Source organism: Geothrix mesophila (assembly GCF_022808835.1).
GTDB lineage: Bacteria > Acidobacteriota > Holophagae > Holophagales > Holophagaceae > Geothrix > Geothrix paludis.
Window position 1 is genome coordinate 112,024 of sequence record NZ_JAKZLD010000005.1, and the last position, 14,273, is coordinate 126,296.

The following is a 14,273-nucleotide window of genomic DNA, read 5'->3' on the forward strand; positions in this document are numbered from 1 at the left end:
ATCGCTACAGGCTCTTGATCGCCGCGATCTCCTGGGGGCTGAGGAAGCGCCAAGCGCCGGGCTTGAGGAACTGGTCGGCCAGGGGGCCGAACTGCACGCGGCGCAGCTTGCTCACGGGGTGGCCCACGGCGGCGAACATGCGGCGGATCTGCTGGTTCTTGCCCTCGGTGAGGGTCACCTTCAGCCAGGGGTTGTCGCCCTTCTCGGCGATCTCGATGTGGCAGGGCTTCAGGCGCCGCCCGCTGAGCAGGAAGCCCTCCTGAAGCTCCTTCATCAGCTCGGGCTTCGGCGTGCGGTGCACCTTCACCAGGTAGACCTTGGGGATCTCATGCTCGGGCCCCATGAGCACCTGCGCGAGGGCGCCGTCGTTGGTCATGAGCAGCAGGCCCTCGGAGTTGAAGTCGAGGCGGCCCACCGGGTAGAGGCGGCCCGGCACGCCCTTGAGCAGGGCCATGACCGTGGGCCGGCCCTGGTCGTCCTTCACGGTGGTGACGTAGCCCTTGGGCTTGTTCATGAGGATGTAGACCGGCGCCTCCTTGTGGATGGGGATGAGGTCCACGGTGATCTCGTCCCGGCGCGGATCGGCGCGGGCGCCCAGTTCGGCGACGGTCTTCCCGTTCACCTGCACGCGGCCGTCGAGGATGATCTGCTCGCAGGCCCGGCGGCTGTCGATGCCCGCAGCGGCGAGGATCTTTTGGAGGCGCTCCTGACCGGCCTGGGCAGGGCGAGGCGAAGCGCCGCCGGGGCGGGGCGCAGCGGCCTTGCGAGGGGCCTGCTTGGCCGCGGGCCGGGTCTTGTCGATGGCGGGCCTCCGCGTCGGGGCGCCGGACGCCGAGCGGCTGGCAGGGGCCGAGGTGGGGCGGGAGGCCGAGGACGGGCGGGAAGTTGAGGATGGCCGAGCCGGACCTGCGGCCGGCCGGGCTGGCGATGATGACCGGGCCGGTCTGCCGGCGGCGGGCTTGCGAGTGGCGGGCGCGGTGCGGGGCCCCTTCGGGGCGGGCTTTCTCATGGCGGCTCCTTCGGCGTCTCCCGACGCGGAAGGCCCAGTCTATCAGGCTTCCTCGCCGAACCAGGGATGGGCCCGGTAGTCCGCCAGCAGCTCCTCGGCCACCACCTTCAGCACCACCGCCAACGGCACCGCGAAGATCAACCCCAGCACACCGAACCAGAAGCCGAAGGCCGTGAGGGCCAGCAGCACCTCCAGGGGATGCAGGCGGCTGGCGCGCCCCACCCAGACGGGCGTGAAGTAGAAGGCCTCGGCCTTCTGCACGGCGATGAACACGAGGGCGAGGGTCACGAGATGTCCCGTGCGCCCTCCGTCCAGGTAGGCCAGCACCAGGGCCGGCGGGAGGGCGGTCAGGTAGGGGGAGTAGGGCACGACGTTGGACACGCCGGCCACCAGGCCCAGCAGCCAGGCGTAGGGCACGCCGAGGATCGCCAGGGCCAGCCCCTGGAGCAGGGCCATGGCCGCGGCCACGGCGGCCTGGCCGCGGATGTAGCCGCCCAGGCGCTGGTGGATGGCTCCGGCCATGCGGTCCATGCGCTCCCGGTGCCGCGGGGGGGCCAGGCTCCGGAGGCTGGCGACGAGCCGGGGGCCCTCCAGCAGCAGGTAGTAGAGGATCAGGGGCACGAGGATGAGGGCGAGCAGGTCGAGGAAGCAGCCCAGGAGGCCGCCGCCCGTGGCGCGGAGGCCGCGGAGCAGCAGTCCCGGATCCAGGCCCTCCAGGCCGCGCTCCAGGCGGGCCTGCCAGGCCGGGTGGGCCTGGAACCAGGGAAGCAGCCTCGCCTCCAGGGCCTGTTTCCAGCCCGGCAGGGAAGTGGCGAGGCGTTCGCCCTGGTCCGCCAGCCAGGGCACCAGGATCATCAACAAGCCGCCGACGGCGACCACGAAGCCGCTGAGTACCACAACCACGCTCCAGGGCCGGCCCAGGCGCCCGGTCAGGCGATCCACCAGGGGGCCCAGCAGGTAGGCCAGGACCATGGCGAAGAAGAAGGGGGCCAGGGCCCGCCGCAGCAGCCAGAGGGCCAGCAGGGCAGTCGCCGCGGCCAGGGCGAAGCGGAGGGGAATCCGGCCCCGGTCCGTCATCCCGCGGCGGCGGTCCGGGTGGCCCGCACGAAGTAGTGGATGCCGGAGGCCAGCACCAGGGCCGCCACCACCCAGTACATCTCCGGGAGGAAGGGATCCATCCAACGCCGGTAGCCCAGGGCGTTGAACAGCAGGCCCAGGGAGACGGCGACGAGTTGGGCCGCCGTGCTCACCTTGCCCAGAAGGCTGGGGTGGAACTTGCTGTCGCTGAGCCGGTCCACGGAGGCGAAGGCGTAGAAGGAGATCACCAGGTCCCGCGTGATGGCGAGCATCGCCACCCACACGGGGATGGGCGCGGTCATGCCCTGGGTGCGCCAGGCCAGGAGCACGAAGGCCGTGGTCATGAGCAGCTTGTCGGCGGCCGGATCCAGCACGGCGCCCAGGTCCGATCCCTGGTCGAAGGCCCGGGCGATGAGCCCGTCCAACAGGTCCGTGAGCCCCGCCGCCCCGAAGATGATGAAGGCCTGCCAGTGGTGTCCGTACCAGACCGCGATGGCGAAAAAGGGGATGGCCAGGATCCGCAGCAGGGTCAGTGCGTTGGGCAGGGTCAGGGGGCTGGTCGTGGGCATCGGATCCAGTTTAGACGGAGATCACATCCTTTGACTTAGACCTTGTAGCACCCTAATGGGGAGTTAGACTATGGTCTGGAGTTGAGATTATGACTCAGAATCTATCAATCCCGCTGAGCGACCTCCAGCCGGGGGACCAGGGGGAGGTGATCCAGGTCAAGGCGCAGGGTCAGATCCGTCAGCGCCTGCTGGAGATGGGCTTCATCCGGGGCGCGCGCCTGAGGGTGGAGAAGCTGGCCCCCCTGGGCGATCCCATGGAACTCGTGATCAAGGGCTACCACCTGTCGCTGCGACGGGATGAGAGCGCCTGCATCCTCGTGCACCGGGTGGCCTGATGTCCCTCACCATCGCCCTGGCGGGCAATCCCAACTGCGGGAAGACCACGCTGTTCAATGCCCTCACCGGGGCCCGCCATCACGTGGGCAACTGGCCCGGCGTCACCGTGGAACGGCGCAGCGGCGCCTTCGAGCAGGACGGCCTGACCCTGGAGGTGGTGGACCTTCCCGGGACCTACTCCCTGGCGGCCCGCAGCGAGGATGAGCGGGTCGCCGCCCAGTTCCTGGCTTCCCCGGAGGTGGACCTGGTCCTGAACGTGCTGGACGCCTCGAACCTGGAGCGCAACCTCTACCTCAGCACCCAGCTCCTGGAGCTGGGCAAGCCCGTGGCCTTCGTCCTCAACATGGTGGATGACGCCGAAAACCGGGGTGTCCACATCGACGTGGCGGCCCTGGAAACCCTGCTGGGCGGCCCGGTCATCCCCACCGTGGGCAACCGGGCCCAGGGCATTCCCGAGCTCAAGGCCCTGCTGGCGGTGCTGGCCCGCGGCGAGTCCACCCGCTGCCGCCGCATCACCGTGGACTATGGCCACGACATCGAGGGCGAGCTGGCCAAGCTCGAGACGGAGATCTGCCGCGATGAGAAGCTCGAGGCGGCCATGCCGCCCCGCTGGCTGGCCCTCCAGCTGCTGGAGAACAATGCCGAGGCCAAGCGGCGCGTGGCGGAGAGCCACGCCAGCGAAGCCATCAGCCAGCAGCTCGCGAAGAGCTTCGCCTTCCTGGAGCCCCACCTGGGCGCCGATGGCGCGACGCTGATCGCCGAGCGCCGCTACGGGTTCGCCCACGGCCTGGTGAAGGAGGTGGCCACGGCGCCGGACGAGGGCCGCACCCCCACCGCCAGGCTCGACGCGGTGCTCACCCACCGGTGGCTGGGCATCCCCATCTTCGTGGGCATCCTGGCCCTGGTCTACTCGGTGTCCTTCATCCTCGGGAAGATCCCCCAGGACTGGATCGCCGAGGGCTTCAAGGCGCTGTCGGACTTCGCCGGGGCCCACCTGCCCGCCGGCGAGCTGACCAGCCTGTTGGTGGACGGCGTGATCCCAGGCGTGAGCGCGGTGATCGTCTTCGTGCCCGTGATCATGATCCTCATGGGCTGCATCGCCTTCCTGGAGGACACGGGCTACATGGCCCGGGCGGCCTTCATCATGGACCGCCTCATGCATGTCATGGGTCTCCACGGGAAGAGCTTCATCCCCCTCATCATGGGCAGCGGCTGCAACGTACCGGCCATCCAGGCCGCCCGCACCATCGAGAGCCGGCAGGACCGTCTCATCACCATCCTCGTCACGCCACTGGTGAGCTGCTCGGCGCGCCTCCAGGTCTACATCGTCATCGCCGGGACCTTCTTCACGCCCTTCAAGGCGGCCCTGGCCATCATCGCCATGCACTTCCTGGGCCTGGGACTCGCCGTCCTCATGGGCCGCATCCTGCGCAGCGCGCTGTTCGCCGGGCCCAGCTCGCCCTTCGTGATGGAGCTGCCGCCCTACCGGTTGCCGGTCCTGAAGGCCACACTCATCCACATGTGGGAGAAGGGCTCGGTCTTCCTCACCCGCGCCGGCACGACCATCTTCGCGGGCGCCACGCTGATCTGGTTCCTCTCGCGCTATCCCGGCATCGCCAACCAGGAGTGGACCGCCCAGTACCAGGAGCAGCGGCAGGCCGTGACCGCCCTGAAGCTGCCCGGGGCCGAGGAGGAGGACCGCCTCAGGGCGCTCCAGCTGGCCCACGAGAGCCGCATCGTGAATACTAGCCTGGCCGCGCGGCTGGGCCAGAAGGCCTCCCCCCTCCTCCGGCCCATCCTCGATCCGGACCACAAGCGCGCCGAGGCCTGGAAGGATGTCATCGCCCTCACCGCCGGTTTTGTGGCCAAGGAGATCGTGGTCTCCACCATGGCGGTCATCCACCAGGCCAGCGATGAGCCGAAGCCGGGCGAGCGCCTCAGTCCGCTCCAGGTGTCCCTCCGCGACAACTCGGGCCTGAGCCCCCTCACGGCCCTGGCCTTCATGGTGTTCACGCTCATCTACACGCCCTGCCTGGGCACCGTCGCCATGATCCGCCGCGAGGCGGGCAGCTGGGGCTGGGCGGGCTTCACCATCGCCTACGGCCTGGTCCTGGGCTGGGGCTTGGCCTGGATCACCGTGGCCGCCGGCCGCGCCCTCGGCTTCGCGTGAGGTGCCCATGAACCTCCAGCTCGTCCTCGTCGCGTCTGCCGTCAGCTGGTCGGCCTTCTACTTCCTGCGGGGCGCCTACCAGGACCTGAAGGCGGGGAACGCCTGCTCCCACTGCAGCTCCGGCGGCTGTCCCGCCGCCCGGCGGCGCTGAGGGGCCTCAGAGCCCCCGCGCCCACTCGGGCCGCAGGGGCACCTTGCCTTCGAGGGCGGCGTCGATGGCGGTCAGCATGGCCTCCCGGTCCCGCGGCAGCCGACCGCCGATGGGCAGGTAGTTCGAGGCGTGGTTGGACCGGAAGACGGCGTTGCCGGGGCGGGCCTCCTCCAGGAACCAGCGCAGTTCCATCAGGAGCCCCCGCGGGTCCGGAAGCTCGAAGCGCCCCTGGTCCTCCAGCGCGGCCAGCGGCGTGTGGGGCACCACCGTCAGGGTCAGCGTGGAGAGGAAGCGGGGATCCATGGCCGTCGCCAGGCGGCCCGAGGCGCGGGCGTGGGCTTCGCTGCGGTCGCGGCCCCCGGCGCCCAGCAGGAAGATGAGGGACTGGTCCATTCCCGCCTCCCGGGCCCGGCGGGCGGCCTCGACGTGCTCCTCCGCCGTGGCCCCCTTGGCGATCCGGTGGAGGGTCACCTCGTCGCCGGATTCCGGGCCGAGGTAGAGGAGGGACAGGCCCAGCTCCCGGAGCCGCTTCAGCTCCCCGGGCGCCTTCCCCAGGAGATTGCGCGCCGTGGCATAGGTGCTGACCCGCCGCAACCGAGGGAAGGCCGCGGCCAGAGCCCGGAGGGTGGGCTCCCACCGGTCCATGGCCATGCCCAGGGGATCCCCGTCCGCCACGAAGACGTGCCGCACCTCCTCCGCAAAGCGGGCCCCGGCCTCGGCGATGTCGGTCAGCACGTCCTCCAAGGGCCGCTCCCGGTACCGCTTCCCCCGGTACATGGCGCAGTAGGTGCAGGCGTTCCAGGAACACCCCAGGGTCGCCTGGAGGATGAACGAGTCGGCCTCGCTGGGCGGGCGGAAGAGGGGCTCGTCGTAGCGCACTCAGCAGCCCCTCCGCCGGGCCTCGGACACCAAGTCCAGGGCCAGGTCCACTGGGTCCACGGGGAGGTGGGGCAGGCCGGCCACGAAGCCCGGGCGTCCCACGCGATCATCACGGGGGGCCTGCGGGCAGAGGGTCTGGAACCGCGTGGTGAGCAGGGCGAGGTTGGCCAGGGTCGCGGGGCGCATGTCCGGGCCGAGGCAGCGGTAGTCCATGGCGTGTTCATAGATCATCAGGTCCGGGTGGCCATCCCCGCGCTGGACCAGGAGGAAGGGCTCCTTGGCGTGGGTGGTGCGCTCCTCCACCTTCTCCACCTTCTTGGTCAGCAGGAGCCCTCCGCTGAGGACGGCCTTGCCCAGGTCGAAGCGCGTCTCCTTGGTCTTGATGATCTCCGTGGTGCTCTGGGTCCGGGCTCCCCGCTGCAGGAGACGGACCGCGTCCAGGAGGCACGGGTGGGTCTGGCCCTTCGTGTCCACGGCCTGGAAGCCTCCCGGCTCCCAATCAAGGCTTCGCACCACCACGCGGGTTCCGTCCGTGGGAACGGCGGAGGGTTCGGCCGCCCAGGCGAGGAATCCCTCCGCCGTCAGGGCCGCCACCAGGCTCTCGCCGTCCGGCGTGGCCCGGACGAGGATCCGAGGCAGGGTGCCCGCCAGCATGCGCGCCGCGTCCGGCAGGGCGAGGCCCGCCAGCCGTGCCGCCCGGGCCACGACCTCGGGAGCTCCAGGGATCCGACCCACCGCCACGAACATGGGACGAGTATGAGGCCGGCTGGACGAGGGGGATTAAACTTGGTGTGTTCCCGCGAGGTCGCTGTGCGAACTGGTCGCGGAAGGGTGAAATCCCCGGAGTACCAGGCGGCTTGGTTCCGCCGGGTGGCCGCCTTGGCGCTCGCCATCCTGGCCGCGCCGCTGGTGTGGGCTCCCGGGATGCCGGATCGGCGGGTCTGCGTGGCCCGGATCCAGGGCACCATCGGCCCGGCCACGGCGACCTACGTGGCGCGGGCCATCGGGGAGGCCGCGGGCCAGAAGGCCCAGTGCCTGGTCATCCAGCTCGACACGCCGGGCGGGCTCCTGGACTCCACGAAGGAGATCATCCAGAGCTTCCTGCGCTCTCCCGTGCCCACCGTCGTCTACGTCTCCCCCCAGGGCGCCTGGGCCGGCAGCGCGGGCTGCTTCATCACCATGGCGGCCGACGTGGCGGCCATGGCCCCGTCCACCAGCATCGGGGCGGCCCATCCCGTGGGGATCGGCGGGGGCGAGAAGCAGGACGAGGTGATGAAGCAGAAGCTGGAGAACTTCGCCGCCAGCTACCTGGAGGCCATCGCCGGCAAGCGGCACCGCAACATGGAATGGGCCCGGGCCTCGGTGCGCGAGAGCGCAGCCATCCCAGCGGACAAGGCCCTCGAGCTGAATGTGGTGGATCTCCTCGCGGACGACATGCCTGATCTGCTGCGGCGGCTGGATGGTCGGCAGGTCGGGGCCTGGCGGCTGGAGACGGCCGGGGCGACCGTCGTCGAGATCCCCCTGTCGATGCGGGAGCAGGCGTTCCAGACCATCGCGCATCCGCAGGTGATGCTGATCCTGATGCTGGTCGTGGTGTACGGGATCATCGGGGAGCTGACCAGCCCCGGGGCCATCCTGCCAGGCGTGGCGGGCGTGATCGCGCTCCTCCTCCTGCTGTATCTGGCCTCCGTTCTGCCGATGAACATCACGGGGCTGGCGCTGATCGCTGTGGCCCTCGTGCTGTTCACCATCGACGCCTTCGCGCCGACCCACGGGGTGCTCACGGGGGGCGGCGTGATCGCGTTCTTCCTCGGGCTGTTCATGCTGTTCGACCGGAGCGAGCCCTTCCTGCGGCTCTCGCTGATGTGGCTGGTGCCGGCCACCGTCGTGACGGCCCTGTTCTTCATCTTCGTGGCCGGCGCGGGCATCCGCGCCCAGCGCCTCCCGGCCAGGGCCGGCGCCCAGACGATGCTGGGTCGGACCGTCGCGGCCGTGGAACCGATCGACGCCTCCCGGGGGAAGGTGTTCCTCGAAGGCGAATACTGGGACGCCGTCAGCGCCGTGCCCATCGCGGCGGGGCAGGTCGTGGAGATCGTGGCGCTGAACGGTCTGACCCTGACGGTGGAACCCGTGGGGACTTCCGAGGAGGAGCGGCCATGAACGCCTACGTGATGTACCTGGGACCCTGGATCGTCGTGCTGGTGGCGCTGGGACTGATCGTCCTGCCCCAGGCGGCCCGCATCCTGCGCGAGTACGAGCGGGGCGTGATCTTCCGCTGGGGCAAGCTCCGGGGCGCCAAGGGGCCGGGCCTGATCTTCCTCATCCCCTTCATCGACCGCATGGTGCGCATGGACCTGCGCGTGGTGACCATCGACGTGCCCAAGCAGGAGGTGATGACCCGCGACAACGTCCCAGCGACGGTCGACGCCGTGGTCTACTTCCGCGTGGTGGACCCGCAGGCGGCCGTGGTCAAGGTGGAGAACTTCCTCAAGGCCTCCTCTCTGATCGCCCAGACCACGCTGCGCAGCGTGCTGGGCCAGTCGGAGCTGGACGAGCTGCTGTCGCACCGGGAGATGATCAACCTCAAGCTCCAGGAGATCATCGACCGCCAGACCGAGCCCTGGGGCGTGAAGGTGAGCACCGTGGAGGTGCGCGACGTGGTGCTGCCCGACGGCATGAAGCGCGCCATGGCCAAGCAGGCCGAAGCCGAGCGGGAGCGGCGCGCCAAGGTCGTCAACGCCGAGGGCGAGTTCCAGGCCGCCGAGAAGATGGTGCAGGCCGCTGCCATGATGGCGGAACAGCCCATCTCGCTCCAGCTGCGCTTCCTCCAGACCATGGTGGAGATCTCCAGCGAGCACAACACCACGAGCTTCATTCCGCTGCCCAGCGAGCTGTTCCGGCCCTTCATCCAGAAGAGCTAGCGGTCCGCCGCAGCAGGAGGATGGTGCGGTCGTCCGTGAAGGGGGCGCCCTTCGCGTGGGCTTCCAGATCGGCCATGAGGCCGGCGTCGATGGCATCGAGCCCGAGGGTCAGGCTCGTCCGCAGGAAGGCCTGGAGGCGATCCTCGCCGTACTCCTCGCCGTCCGGGGCCGCGGCTTCCGTGATGCCGTCGGTGTAGAGCGCCAGGAGGTCGCCGGGCTCCAGGCGGAAGGAGCCGGAGCCGTACGGCTGTCCCGGCAGCATGGCCAGGGGCAGCCCCTGGGATTCCAACGCCCGGAAGGTTCCGTCGGCGCTCACCAGGTAGCCCGGGTTGTGGCCCGCGTTCGTGTAGGTCACCTCGCCGGTGGCGGGCTCGAAGAGGAGCAGGAAGGCCGTCACGAACCGCTTCCCGTCCGTGTGCCGGGCCAGGGATCGGGAGAGGTGGAAGGCGAGATCATCCGGCGCGATGTCCCGCTCGCCGAAGGCTTCGAGGAAGGCGGAGAGGCTCGCCATGAGGAGGCCCGGTCCCAGGCCCTTCCCGCTGACGTCGGCCAGGGCCATGAGCCAGCGGCCATCTTCCCGCAGCCACCATCCGAAGAGGTCGCCGCTTACCTGCCGGCTGGGCAGGTTGTTGCCATGGAGCTCGTAGCCGGGGATCTCCGGAGGCAGGCCCGGAAGGAGGTCCTGCTGGATGTGCCTGGCCAGGTCCAGCTCCTGATCCAGGGAGCGCCGCCTCTGGGCCTCTTCCTGCATGCGGACCTGCTCCAGCTTCGCCGAGGCCAGATGGGCGAAGGTGCTGGCGAGGCCCAGGTCCTGCTCGGTGAAGGGGGCGCGCGGGGCCTTGGCGTCCAGGTAGAGCAGGCCGAGGATGGCGCCTTCGAATTCCAGGGGCGCCACGATAGCCGTGGAGATGCCGCTGAGGAGCAGGGAGGGGCTCGCGGTGCCCGCCTCGACATCCCGGAACAGCACGGCCTGCCGCCGCGCCAGGGCGGATTCCACCAGATGCGTGGAGAGGCTGATGGGGGCGTGCCCTTCGCTGGCGCGGGAGGCCACGGGTTTCAGGTTCCCGCCGGGACCCGAGAGGAGGATCGCCGCCCGCCAGGGATGGAGCTGGTTCCAGAGGTGGTCCAGCACGTGGTCGAGCAGCGTCCCAGGCGGCACATCCTTGATGAGCTCCAGGCTGAGGTCCTGGAAGTCCCGGATCACCGCCCCCATGCGGTCCGACGCGCCCGAGGGCAGCCATGTCCGCCAGGCCTCGTCGATGGGAAGGACCACGCTCGACCGGGGCGAGGATCCGCTCTCGTCGCGGAACCGGACCTCGGGACCGAGGGTTCCGCCGGTCACCCGGATGTGGACGGACCCGAGATGCACCTCATCCCCGCCGCGCAGCGGGCGGGGGGCATGGACCCGCTCGCCATTGATGAAGGTGCCGTTGCGGCTGTCCAAGTCCTCGAGGAAGGGGATGCCCCGGTGCATCACGATCCGGGCGTGGCGCCGGCTCAGGGCCCCATCGGCGATCACCACGTCGTTCTGGTGCGAGCGGCCGAAATGCCAGGCCTGGCCGTCCTCTCCCTCCAGCAGGAGCGGGTCGAGTCCCGGAACATGCAGGGTCATGGCGGCCATGGCGGCAAGGATTGTGTCCGAGTCAGCCGGCGTGCGCCATGGTGAGTTTCCAGAAGAGCCACCTTTTTTTGCGGCCACCCTCGGAATGATCTGGCAAAAATCGCTGAGATTAATTTTATACGGATGTTATTGCGTGATGATTTTAATACGGGTAATAATAGACAGAGAGGAAAGGACATCCGCCCATGCTCGATCGCTCGCTGACGCTCTGCACCGCCTTCGACGGCCCGCGCCGTATCGCCTCTGGTCCCCTGGGGCAGGTGGCCGTGGCCATAAAGGGCCGTGTGGATGGCGGCCAGGTCGGGGGCGTGGCGGGCGGCGTGGCGCCCAGTGTGCTGGTGTTCGACGATGAAACGGGCCGCGTCATCGACCTCGACCTGCGCGGGACGCCCGAGGACGTGGTCGCCCGCCTCGGCGGTCCGCAGGAGCAGGCGGAAAAGCCCCGGGGGAGGGGCCGGCCCAGGCTCGGCGTCGTGCCAAGGGAGGTCACCCTCCTCCCGAGGCACTGGGAGTGGCTCAGCGTCCAGCCCGGCGGGGCTTCGGTGGCCCTGCGCAAGCTCGTGGAGGAGGCCCGCCGGACGGGGACGGCCGGCGAGCGCAGGCGCCTGGCCCAGGAGCGCGCCTACCGCTTCATGGCGGCCCTGGCCGGTGACGCCCCTGGGTACGAGGAGGCCCTGCGGGCGCTCTACGCGGGGAACGCGGCGGCCTTCGAGACGCACATCCAGCCCTGGCCGGTGGACGTCAGGGAGCATGCCCGGAAGCTCGCGCAGGCGGCATTCGAGCCCGGGCTCTGACGGCGGGGACCTGGGAGAGGGGAGGAAAGGGCATGGACGGATCCTTCGATCGGAAAGCGGCGCTTCGGGCCTACAAGGAGCGGAAGCCGCGCCCCGGCATCTATGCGGTGCGCCACCGGGCGTCGGGCCGCGCGTGGGCCGGCGCGAACCCGAACCTCGACACCACCCGGAACGGCCTGTGGCATCAGCTGAACGAAGGACGCCACCTGGACCGCGGGCTGCAGGCGGCTTGGAACCAGCACGGCGAGGCAGCCTTCGAGTACGTCATCCTCGAGGTTATCGAAGAAGAGATGAGCCCTCTGGTTCTCAAAGAAACGCTGAAAGCCAAGAAAGTCGAGTGGGCGGCCCTCCTCGCCGAAAGCGAAGGGATCTCGGGAGATGCCTGACGGCCAGGCCGCTGAGGCGCTGAGATGTCCTTCCGCCCGGGGGGAGTGGCATCTGCTGGCTTCCGCGTTGCTCCGCTCACAGCGCGCTTTAAAGGAACTGGAGTCGCAGGCCGCACATGCCAAGCAGAATGGCGGTGGCGATAAGGGCTGAAGCTAGGCGCCCCAGACCACCACGCCATCCGCCAATCCCCTCCGCGCGCCATGGGCCAGCATGATGGCCCGCAGGCCGCTGCCCACATGAGAAAGGACGAGGAACACTGCCAGCCAATAAAGCGGGACCAGACGGATGTTCCACGCATCATGAATCAGTCCCGTGGGGGCCCCGGTGGCGAACCCCCAGTCGGAGTCGATGTTGAGGATTCTGCGGGCCTCAGTTCAGCCGAGTTGGGTGCCTGGATTCCCCCCGAGGTGCATGGCGGCGAGCAGAGCTGCGACAGGCATGAGGAAGGCCAGCAGTAGCAAGGTGGCTGGGACTAGGCCGAGCCTGCCCCCTCTGTGTTCCAGGGACGTGTGGAACCCCACGAGCGCGTATGGATAAACGAGCGCCCCGATGGGAGGGATGAACCCAATGGATCGGTTCAATGCCTCCGATAAACACCAACCTGATGCTCTTGTTTGGTTACCTTGGCTCAGACTATCCCCGCGAGGGCTGGGAGCGGCTCCACGCCCTCGGTGTGGCACCAATCCAGATAGTCCTGGCGAGCGCCGAGAGCATCCGCGACGCGGATCAGATTCCCCTCCGCATCCCGGTATTCATTCCGGCCGTTCACTTCGATGTGGACAATGCAGGGCTCATCGCCGATGGCCTCCCAACTATCCTCATTCCCCGCAGGTTCGTGAACGTACATGCCGGGGCCTACGATCTCGCCGGTATCCAGCCGCCTTGTGCCAGAAAGGTTGAATGCGTGGACCTCTCCTGTGTGGCGATGGCGGGAGATGACCGTTCCAGGTTCCAGCCGAAGCAGGAGCTGCCAACCACTGAGGTCTGGGAATATATAAATGGGTTTGAAGGACAGCCCCTCGGAGAGTGGGATCCAACCGATCTGGGTGGTGTCCACAACAGTGGTAGGCGGAACGTTGCGCATGAAGATCCTTGGGAAGTTGGACCACCGGGTCACCTCCCAAGTCTCCAGTTGTTTGGTCTAGTAAAAAGTTCCATTTTTGAAATAGCTGCTAGGCCATCTCGAAGGGCTGATTGTCCGCTGGAACCCACGTGCCGAGGCCCAGGCGAGGCAGTCGGGCGAAGCCATCCGCAGCTCGAAAATGGCTCATACGCCCGCTTCCAGGACTGCGCGCAGGCCAGGAGGAGACCTGCCGCGAGCTCACGCGCCCACCGTTGGTGGAGCCGGGTGGACCAGACTCGAGCTTTGGCTGGCTGGTTGGAGCAGAGTTAGGAATGAGGGCCCCCCACCTCGATCGATTTCGCGTAGGCAGCCACCAGCGAATCGCGAAAGTGCCTGATCGGGAGTGAGAGCCAGCCTTCAGGTGACGTGTAAACAACCGAAATACCAATCGCCTTCTTCAGCTCAGGCACGTCAATCACCCGCACCAGGTCCCGCCACGGTGACGCCTGCGCGATTCGCAGGGGCACGATGCCAAGCCCGACCTTGCGGGATATGAGGGAAAGCTGGAGATCCTCACTCCTGGCTTCGACTGAGATCTCGAAGGGAAGTCCGGCCCGCTCGAGGGCCCGCCTGATCATCCTGCGGACGCCGCATCCTTCCTGATTGAGCACCCAAGGCATGTCGCGCAGCTGCTTCAACGGCACGCGGTCGGGTAAAGGGCTGTCCAGCGGGGCCACGACCGCGACCGCCTGCTCCCCCACCGGTTCTGAATGAAGGCCGATCGGGAGCTTCTCATCATGTGGCAAGTACACCACCGCGGCATCCAGCCGGCTGCGGCGGACCTGTTCCACAAGCTCGGGTGACCACGCGGAAGTGGCATGCACGGTCAGCAGGGGGAAGGAGGTCCGCAACTCATCGAGAGGTCCGGCAAGCGCGGTCTCGGCGACGAATTGAGAAATGCCCAGCCTCAATTCACCAGTCAAGGCATTCGATTGGACGACGGACGCACGCAGGTCTTCGATCGAACGAAGCACCCTTCGGCTGAGCTCGTAGACTCGGCGCCCAGCTTCGGTCGGCCGCAGGGGTTTCGACAGACGCTCCAGAAGCTGAACGTCCAGGAGCTGCTCGAGACTTTGAATTCGGCGGGTCACACCTGGCTGAGTAAGGTTCAGGCGCGTGGATGCCGCCACGACTGAGCCGGAGTCGACCACCGCGACAAAGGCTTCAAGGTCTCGCGTATTCATGCGTAATCCTCATGAGCATTATTCTAATTATTCAATAGACGCATGACAAACG

General features: G+C 68.5%; 15 protein-coding genes. 7 read left to right on the top strand and 8 right to left on the bottom strand.

Annotation, left to right across the window (positions count from 1 at the left end):
- Nucleotides 1–4: 4 nt before the first annotated feature.
- The 3 genes from MLG87_RS14845 to pgsA are packed head-to-tail and all read right to left on the bottom strand — an operon-like array spanning nucleotide 5 to nucleotide 2,655.
- Nucleotides 5–1,009, bottom strand: coding sequence for a pseudouridine synthase (locus MLG87_RS14845; protein WP_243295878.1), 1,005 nt, complete (start codon nucleotides 1,007–1,009; stop codon nucleotides 5–7).
- A 42-nt stretch (nucleotides 1,010–1,051) separates the two neighbouring features.
- The gene (locus tag MLG87_RS14850; RefSeq protein WP_243295879.1) at nucleotides 1,052–2,086 is read right to left on the bottom strand and encodes an AI-2E family transporter; all 1,035 of its coding nucleotides are present in this window, start codon (nucleotides 2,084–2,086) and stop codon (nucleotides 1,052–1,054) included.
- Nucleotides 2,083–2,655: a CDP-diacylglycerol--glycerol-3-phosphate 3-phosphatidyltransferase gene (gene pgsA / locus MLG87_RS14855; protein WP_243295880.1), complete on the bottom strand. Its 573-nt coding sequence runs from the start codon at nucleotides 2,653–2,655 to the stop codon at nucleotides 2,083–2,085. The genes MLG87_RS14850 and pgsA overlap by 4 nt, the downstream gene beginning before the upstream one ends.
- Before the next feature lie 89 nt (nucleotides 2,656–2,744).
- On the opposite strand from pgsA, the gene MLG87_RS14860 reads away from it, so the two are divergent.
- From MLG87_RS14860 to MLG87_RS14870, 3 genes are read left to right on the top strand one after another with little or no spacing between them, the layout of a single operon-like run.
- On the top strand, nucleotides 2,745–2,990 hold the full coding sequence (locus MLG87_RS14860; RefSeq protein ID WP_243295881.1) for a FeoA family protein: 246 nt from the start codon (nucleotides 2,745–2,747) through the stop codon (nucleotides 2,988–2,990).
- A complete protein-coding gene (feoB, locus tag MLG87_RS14865) occupies nucleotides 2,990–5,161 on the top strand; it encodes a ferrous iron transport protein B (protein WP_243295882.1) in 2,172 nt (723 codons plus the stop codon). Before MLG87_RS14860 ends, feoB begins: the two co-directional genes overlap by 1 nt.
- A gap of 7 nt (nucleotides 5,162–5,168) precedes the next feature.
- Entirely contained in the window at nucleotides 5,169–5,312 is a 144-nt protein-coding gene (locus MLG87_RS14870) for a hypothetical protein (RefSeq protein ID WP_243295883.1), read from the top strand.
- A 6-nt stretch (nucleotides 5,313–5,318) separates the two neighbouring features.
- Here the strand turns inward: MLG87_RS14870 and MLG87_RS14875 are convergent, their stop codons facing one another.
- Together MLG87_RS14875 and MLG87_RS14880 are read right to left on the bottom strand one after the other, a co-directional pair.
- Nucleotides 5,319–6,191 (bottom strand): radical SAM protein, encoded by an 873-nt coding sequence (locus MLG87_RS14875; protein ID WP_243295884.1) that lies wholly within the window; start codon nucleotides 6,189–6,191, stop codon nucleotides 5,319–5,321.
- Nucleotides 6,192–6,896, bottom strand: a complete 705-nt coding sequence (locus tag MLG87_RS14880; protein WP_243295885.1) for a hypothetical protein — start codon at nucleotides 6,894–6,896, stop codon at nucleotides 6,192–6,194. It abuts the gene before it with no gap.
- A 126-nt stretch (nucleotides 6,897–7,022) separates the two neighbouring features.
- Here MLG87_RS14880 and MLG87_RS16330 point away from each other — a divergent pair, with 126 nt between their 5' ends.
- Nucleotides 7,023–8,351 carry an NfeD family protein gene (locus tag MLG87_RS16330; RefSeq protein WP_243295886.1) on the top strand — a complete coding sequence of 443 codons (1,329 nt, stop codon included), beginning with the start codon at nucleotides 7,023–7,025 and terminating at the stop codon, nucleotides 8,349–8,351.
- Entirely contained in the window at nucleotides 8,348–9,112 is a 765-nt protein-coding gene (locus tag MLG87_RS14890) for a slipin family protein (RefSeq protein WP_243295887.1), read from the top strand. Before MLG87_RS16330 ends, MLG87_RS14890 begins: the two co-directional genes overlap by 4 nt.
- Here the strand turns inward: MLG87_RS14890 and MLG87_RS14895 are convergent.
- Nucleotides 9,096–10,733, bottom strand: coding sequence for a SpoIIE family protein phosphatase (locus MLG87_RS14895; protein ID WP_243295888.1), 1,638 nt, complete (start codon nucleotides 10,731–10,733; stop codon nucleotides 9,096–9,098). The two genes, MLG87_RS14890 and MLG87_RS14895, sit on opposite strands and share 17 nt — an antisense overlap.
- Nucleotides 10,734–10,918: 185 nt before the next feature.
- Here MLG87_RS14895 and MLG87_RS14900 point away from each other — a divergent pair, with 185 nt between their 5' ends.
- Nucleotides 10,919–11,527 (top strand): DUF2239 family protein, encoded by a 609-nt coding sequence (locus MLG87_RS14900; protein ID WP_243295889.1) that lies wholly within the window; start codon nucleotides 10,919–10,921, stop codon nucleotides 11,525–11,527.
- A 32-nt stretch (nucleotides 11,528–11,559) separates the two neighbouring features.
- Complete coding sequence (locus tag MLG87_RS14905; protein WP_243295890.1) at nucleotides 11,560–11,913, top strand: GIY-YIG nuclease family protein; 354 nt, start codon at nucleotides 11,560–11,562, stop codon at nucleotides 11,911–11,913.
- Between the two features lie 629 nt (nucleotides 11,914–12,542).
- Here the strand turns inward: MLG87_RS14905 and MLG87_RS14910 are convergent.
- Nucleotides 12,543–12,998, bottom strand: a complete 456-nt coding sequence (locus tag MLG87_RS14910; protein ID WP_243295891.1) for a cupin domain-containing protein — start codon at nucleotides 12,996–12,998, stop codon at nucleotides 12,543–12,545.
- Between the two features lie 305 nt (nucleotides 12,999–13,303).
- Nucleotides 13,304–14,221: a LysR family transcriptional regulator gene (locus MLG87_RS14915; RefSeq protein ID WP_243295892.1), complete on the bottom strand. Its 918-nt coding sequence runs from the start codon at nucleotides 14,219–14,221 to the stop codon at nucleotides 13,304–13,306.
- Between the last annotated feature and the right edge of the window lie 52 nt (nucleotides 14,222–14,273).

Coding starts and splice junctions, on each gene's coding strand:
- MLG87_RS14845 (WP_243295878.1), bottom strand. CDS start 1,009: ATGAGAAAGCCCGCCCCGAAGGGGCCCCGCACCGCGCCCGCCACTCGC.
- MLG87_RS14850 (WP_243295879.1), bottom strand. CDS start 2,086: ATGACGGACCGGGGCCGGATTCCCCTCCGCTTCGCCCTGGCCGCGGCG.
- pgsA (WP_243295880.1), bottom strand. CDS start 2,655: ATGCCCACGACCAGCCCCCTGACCCTGCCCAACGCACTGACCCTGCTG.
- MLG87_RS14860 (WP_243295881.1), top strand. CDS start 2,745: ATGACTCAGAATCTATCAATCCCGCTGAGCGACCTCCAGCCGGGGGAC.
- feoB (WP_243295882.1), top strand. CDS start 2,990: ATGTCCCTCACCATCGCCCTGGCGGGCAATCCCAACTGCGGGAAGACC.
- MLG87_RS14870 (WP_243295883.1), top strand. CDS start 5,169: ATGAACCTCCAGCTCGTCCTCGTCGCGTCTGCCGTCAGCTGGTCGGCC.
- MLG87_RS14890 (WP_243295887.1), top strand. CDS start 8,348: ATGAACGCCTACGTGATGTACCTGGGACCCTGGATCGTCGTGCTGGTG.
- MLG87_RS14895 (WP_243295888.1), bottom strand. CDS start 10,733: ATGGCCGCCATGACCCTGCATGTTCCGGGACTCGACCCGCTCCTGCTG.
- MLG87_RS14900 (WP_243295889.1), top strand. CDS start 10,919: ATGCTCGATCGCTCGCTGACGCTCTGCACCGCCTTCGACGGCCCGCGC.
- MLG87_RS14905 (WP_243295890.1), top strand. CDS start 11,560: ATGGACGGATCCTTCGATCGGAAAGCGGCGCTTCGGGCCTACAAGGAG.
- MLG87_RS14910 (WP_243295891.1), bottom strand. CDS start 12,998: ATGCGCAACGTTCCGCCTACCACTGTTGTGGACACCACCCAGATCGGT.
- MLG87_RS14915 (WP_243295892.1), bottom strand. CDS start 14,221: ATGAATACGCGAGACCTTGAAGCCTTTGTCGCGGTGGTCGACTCCGGC.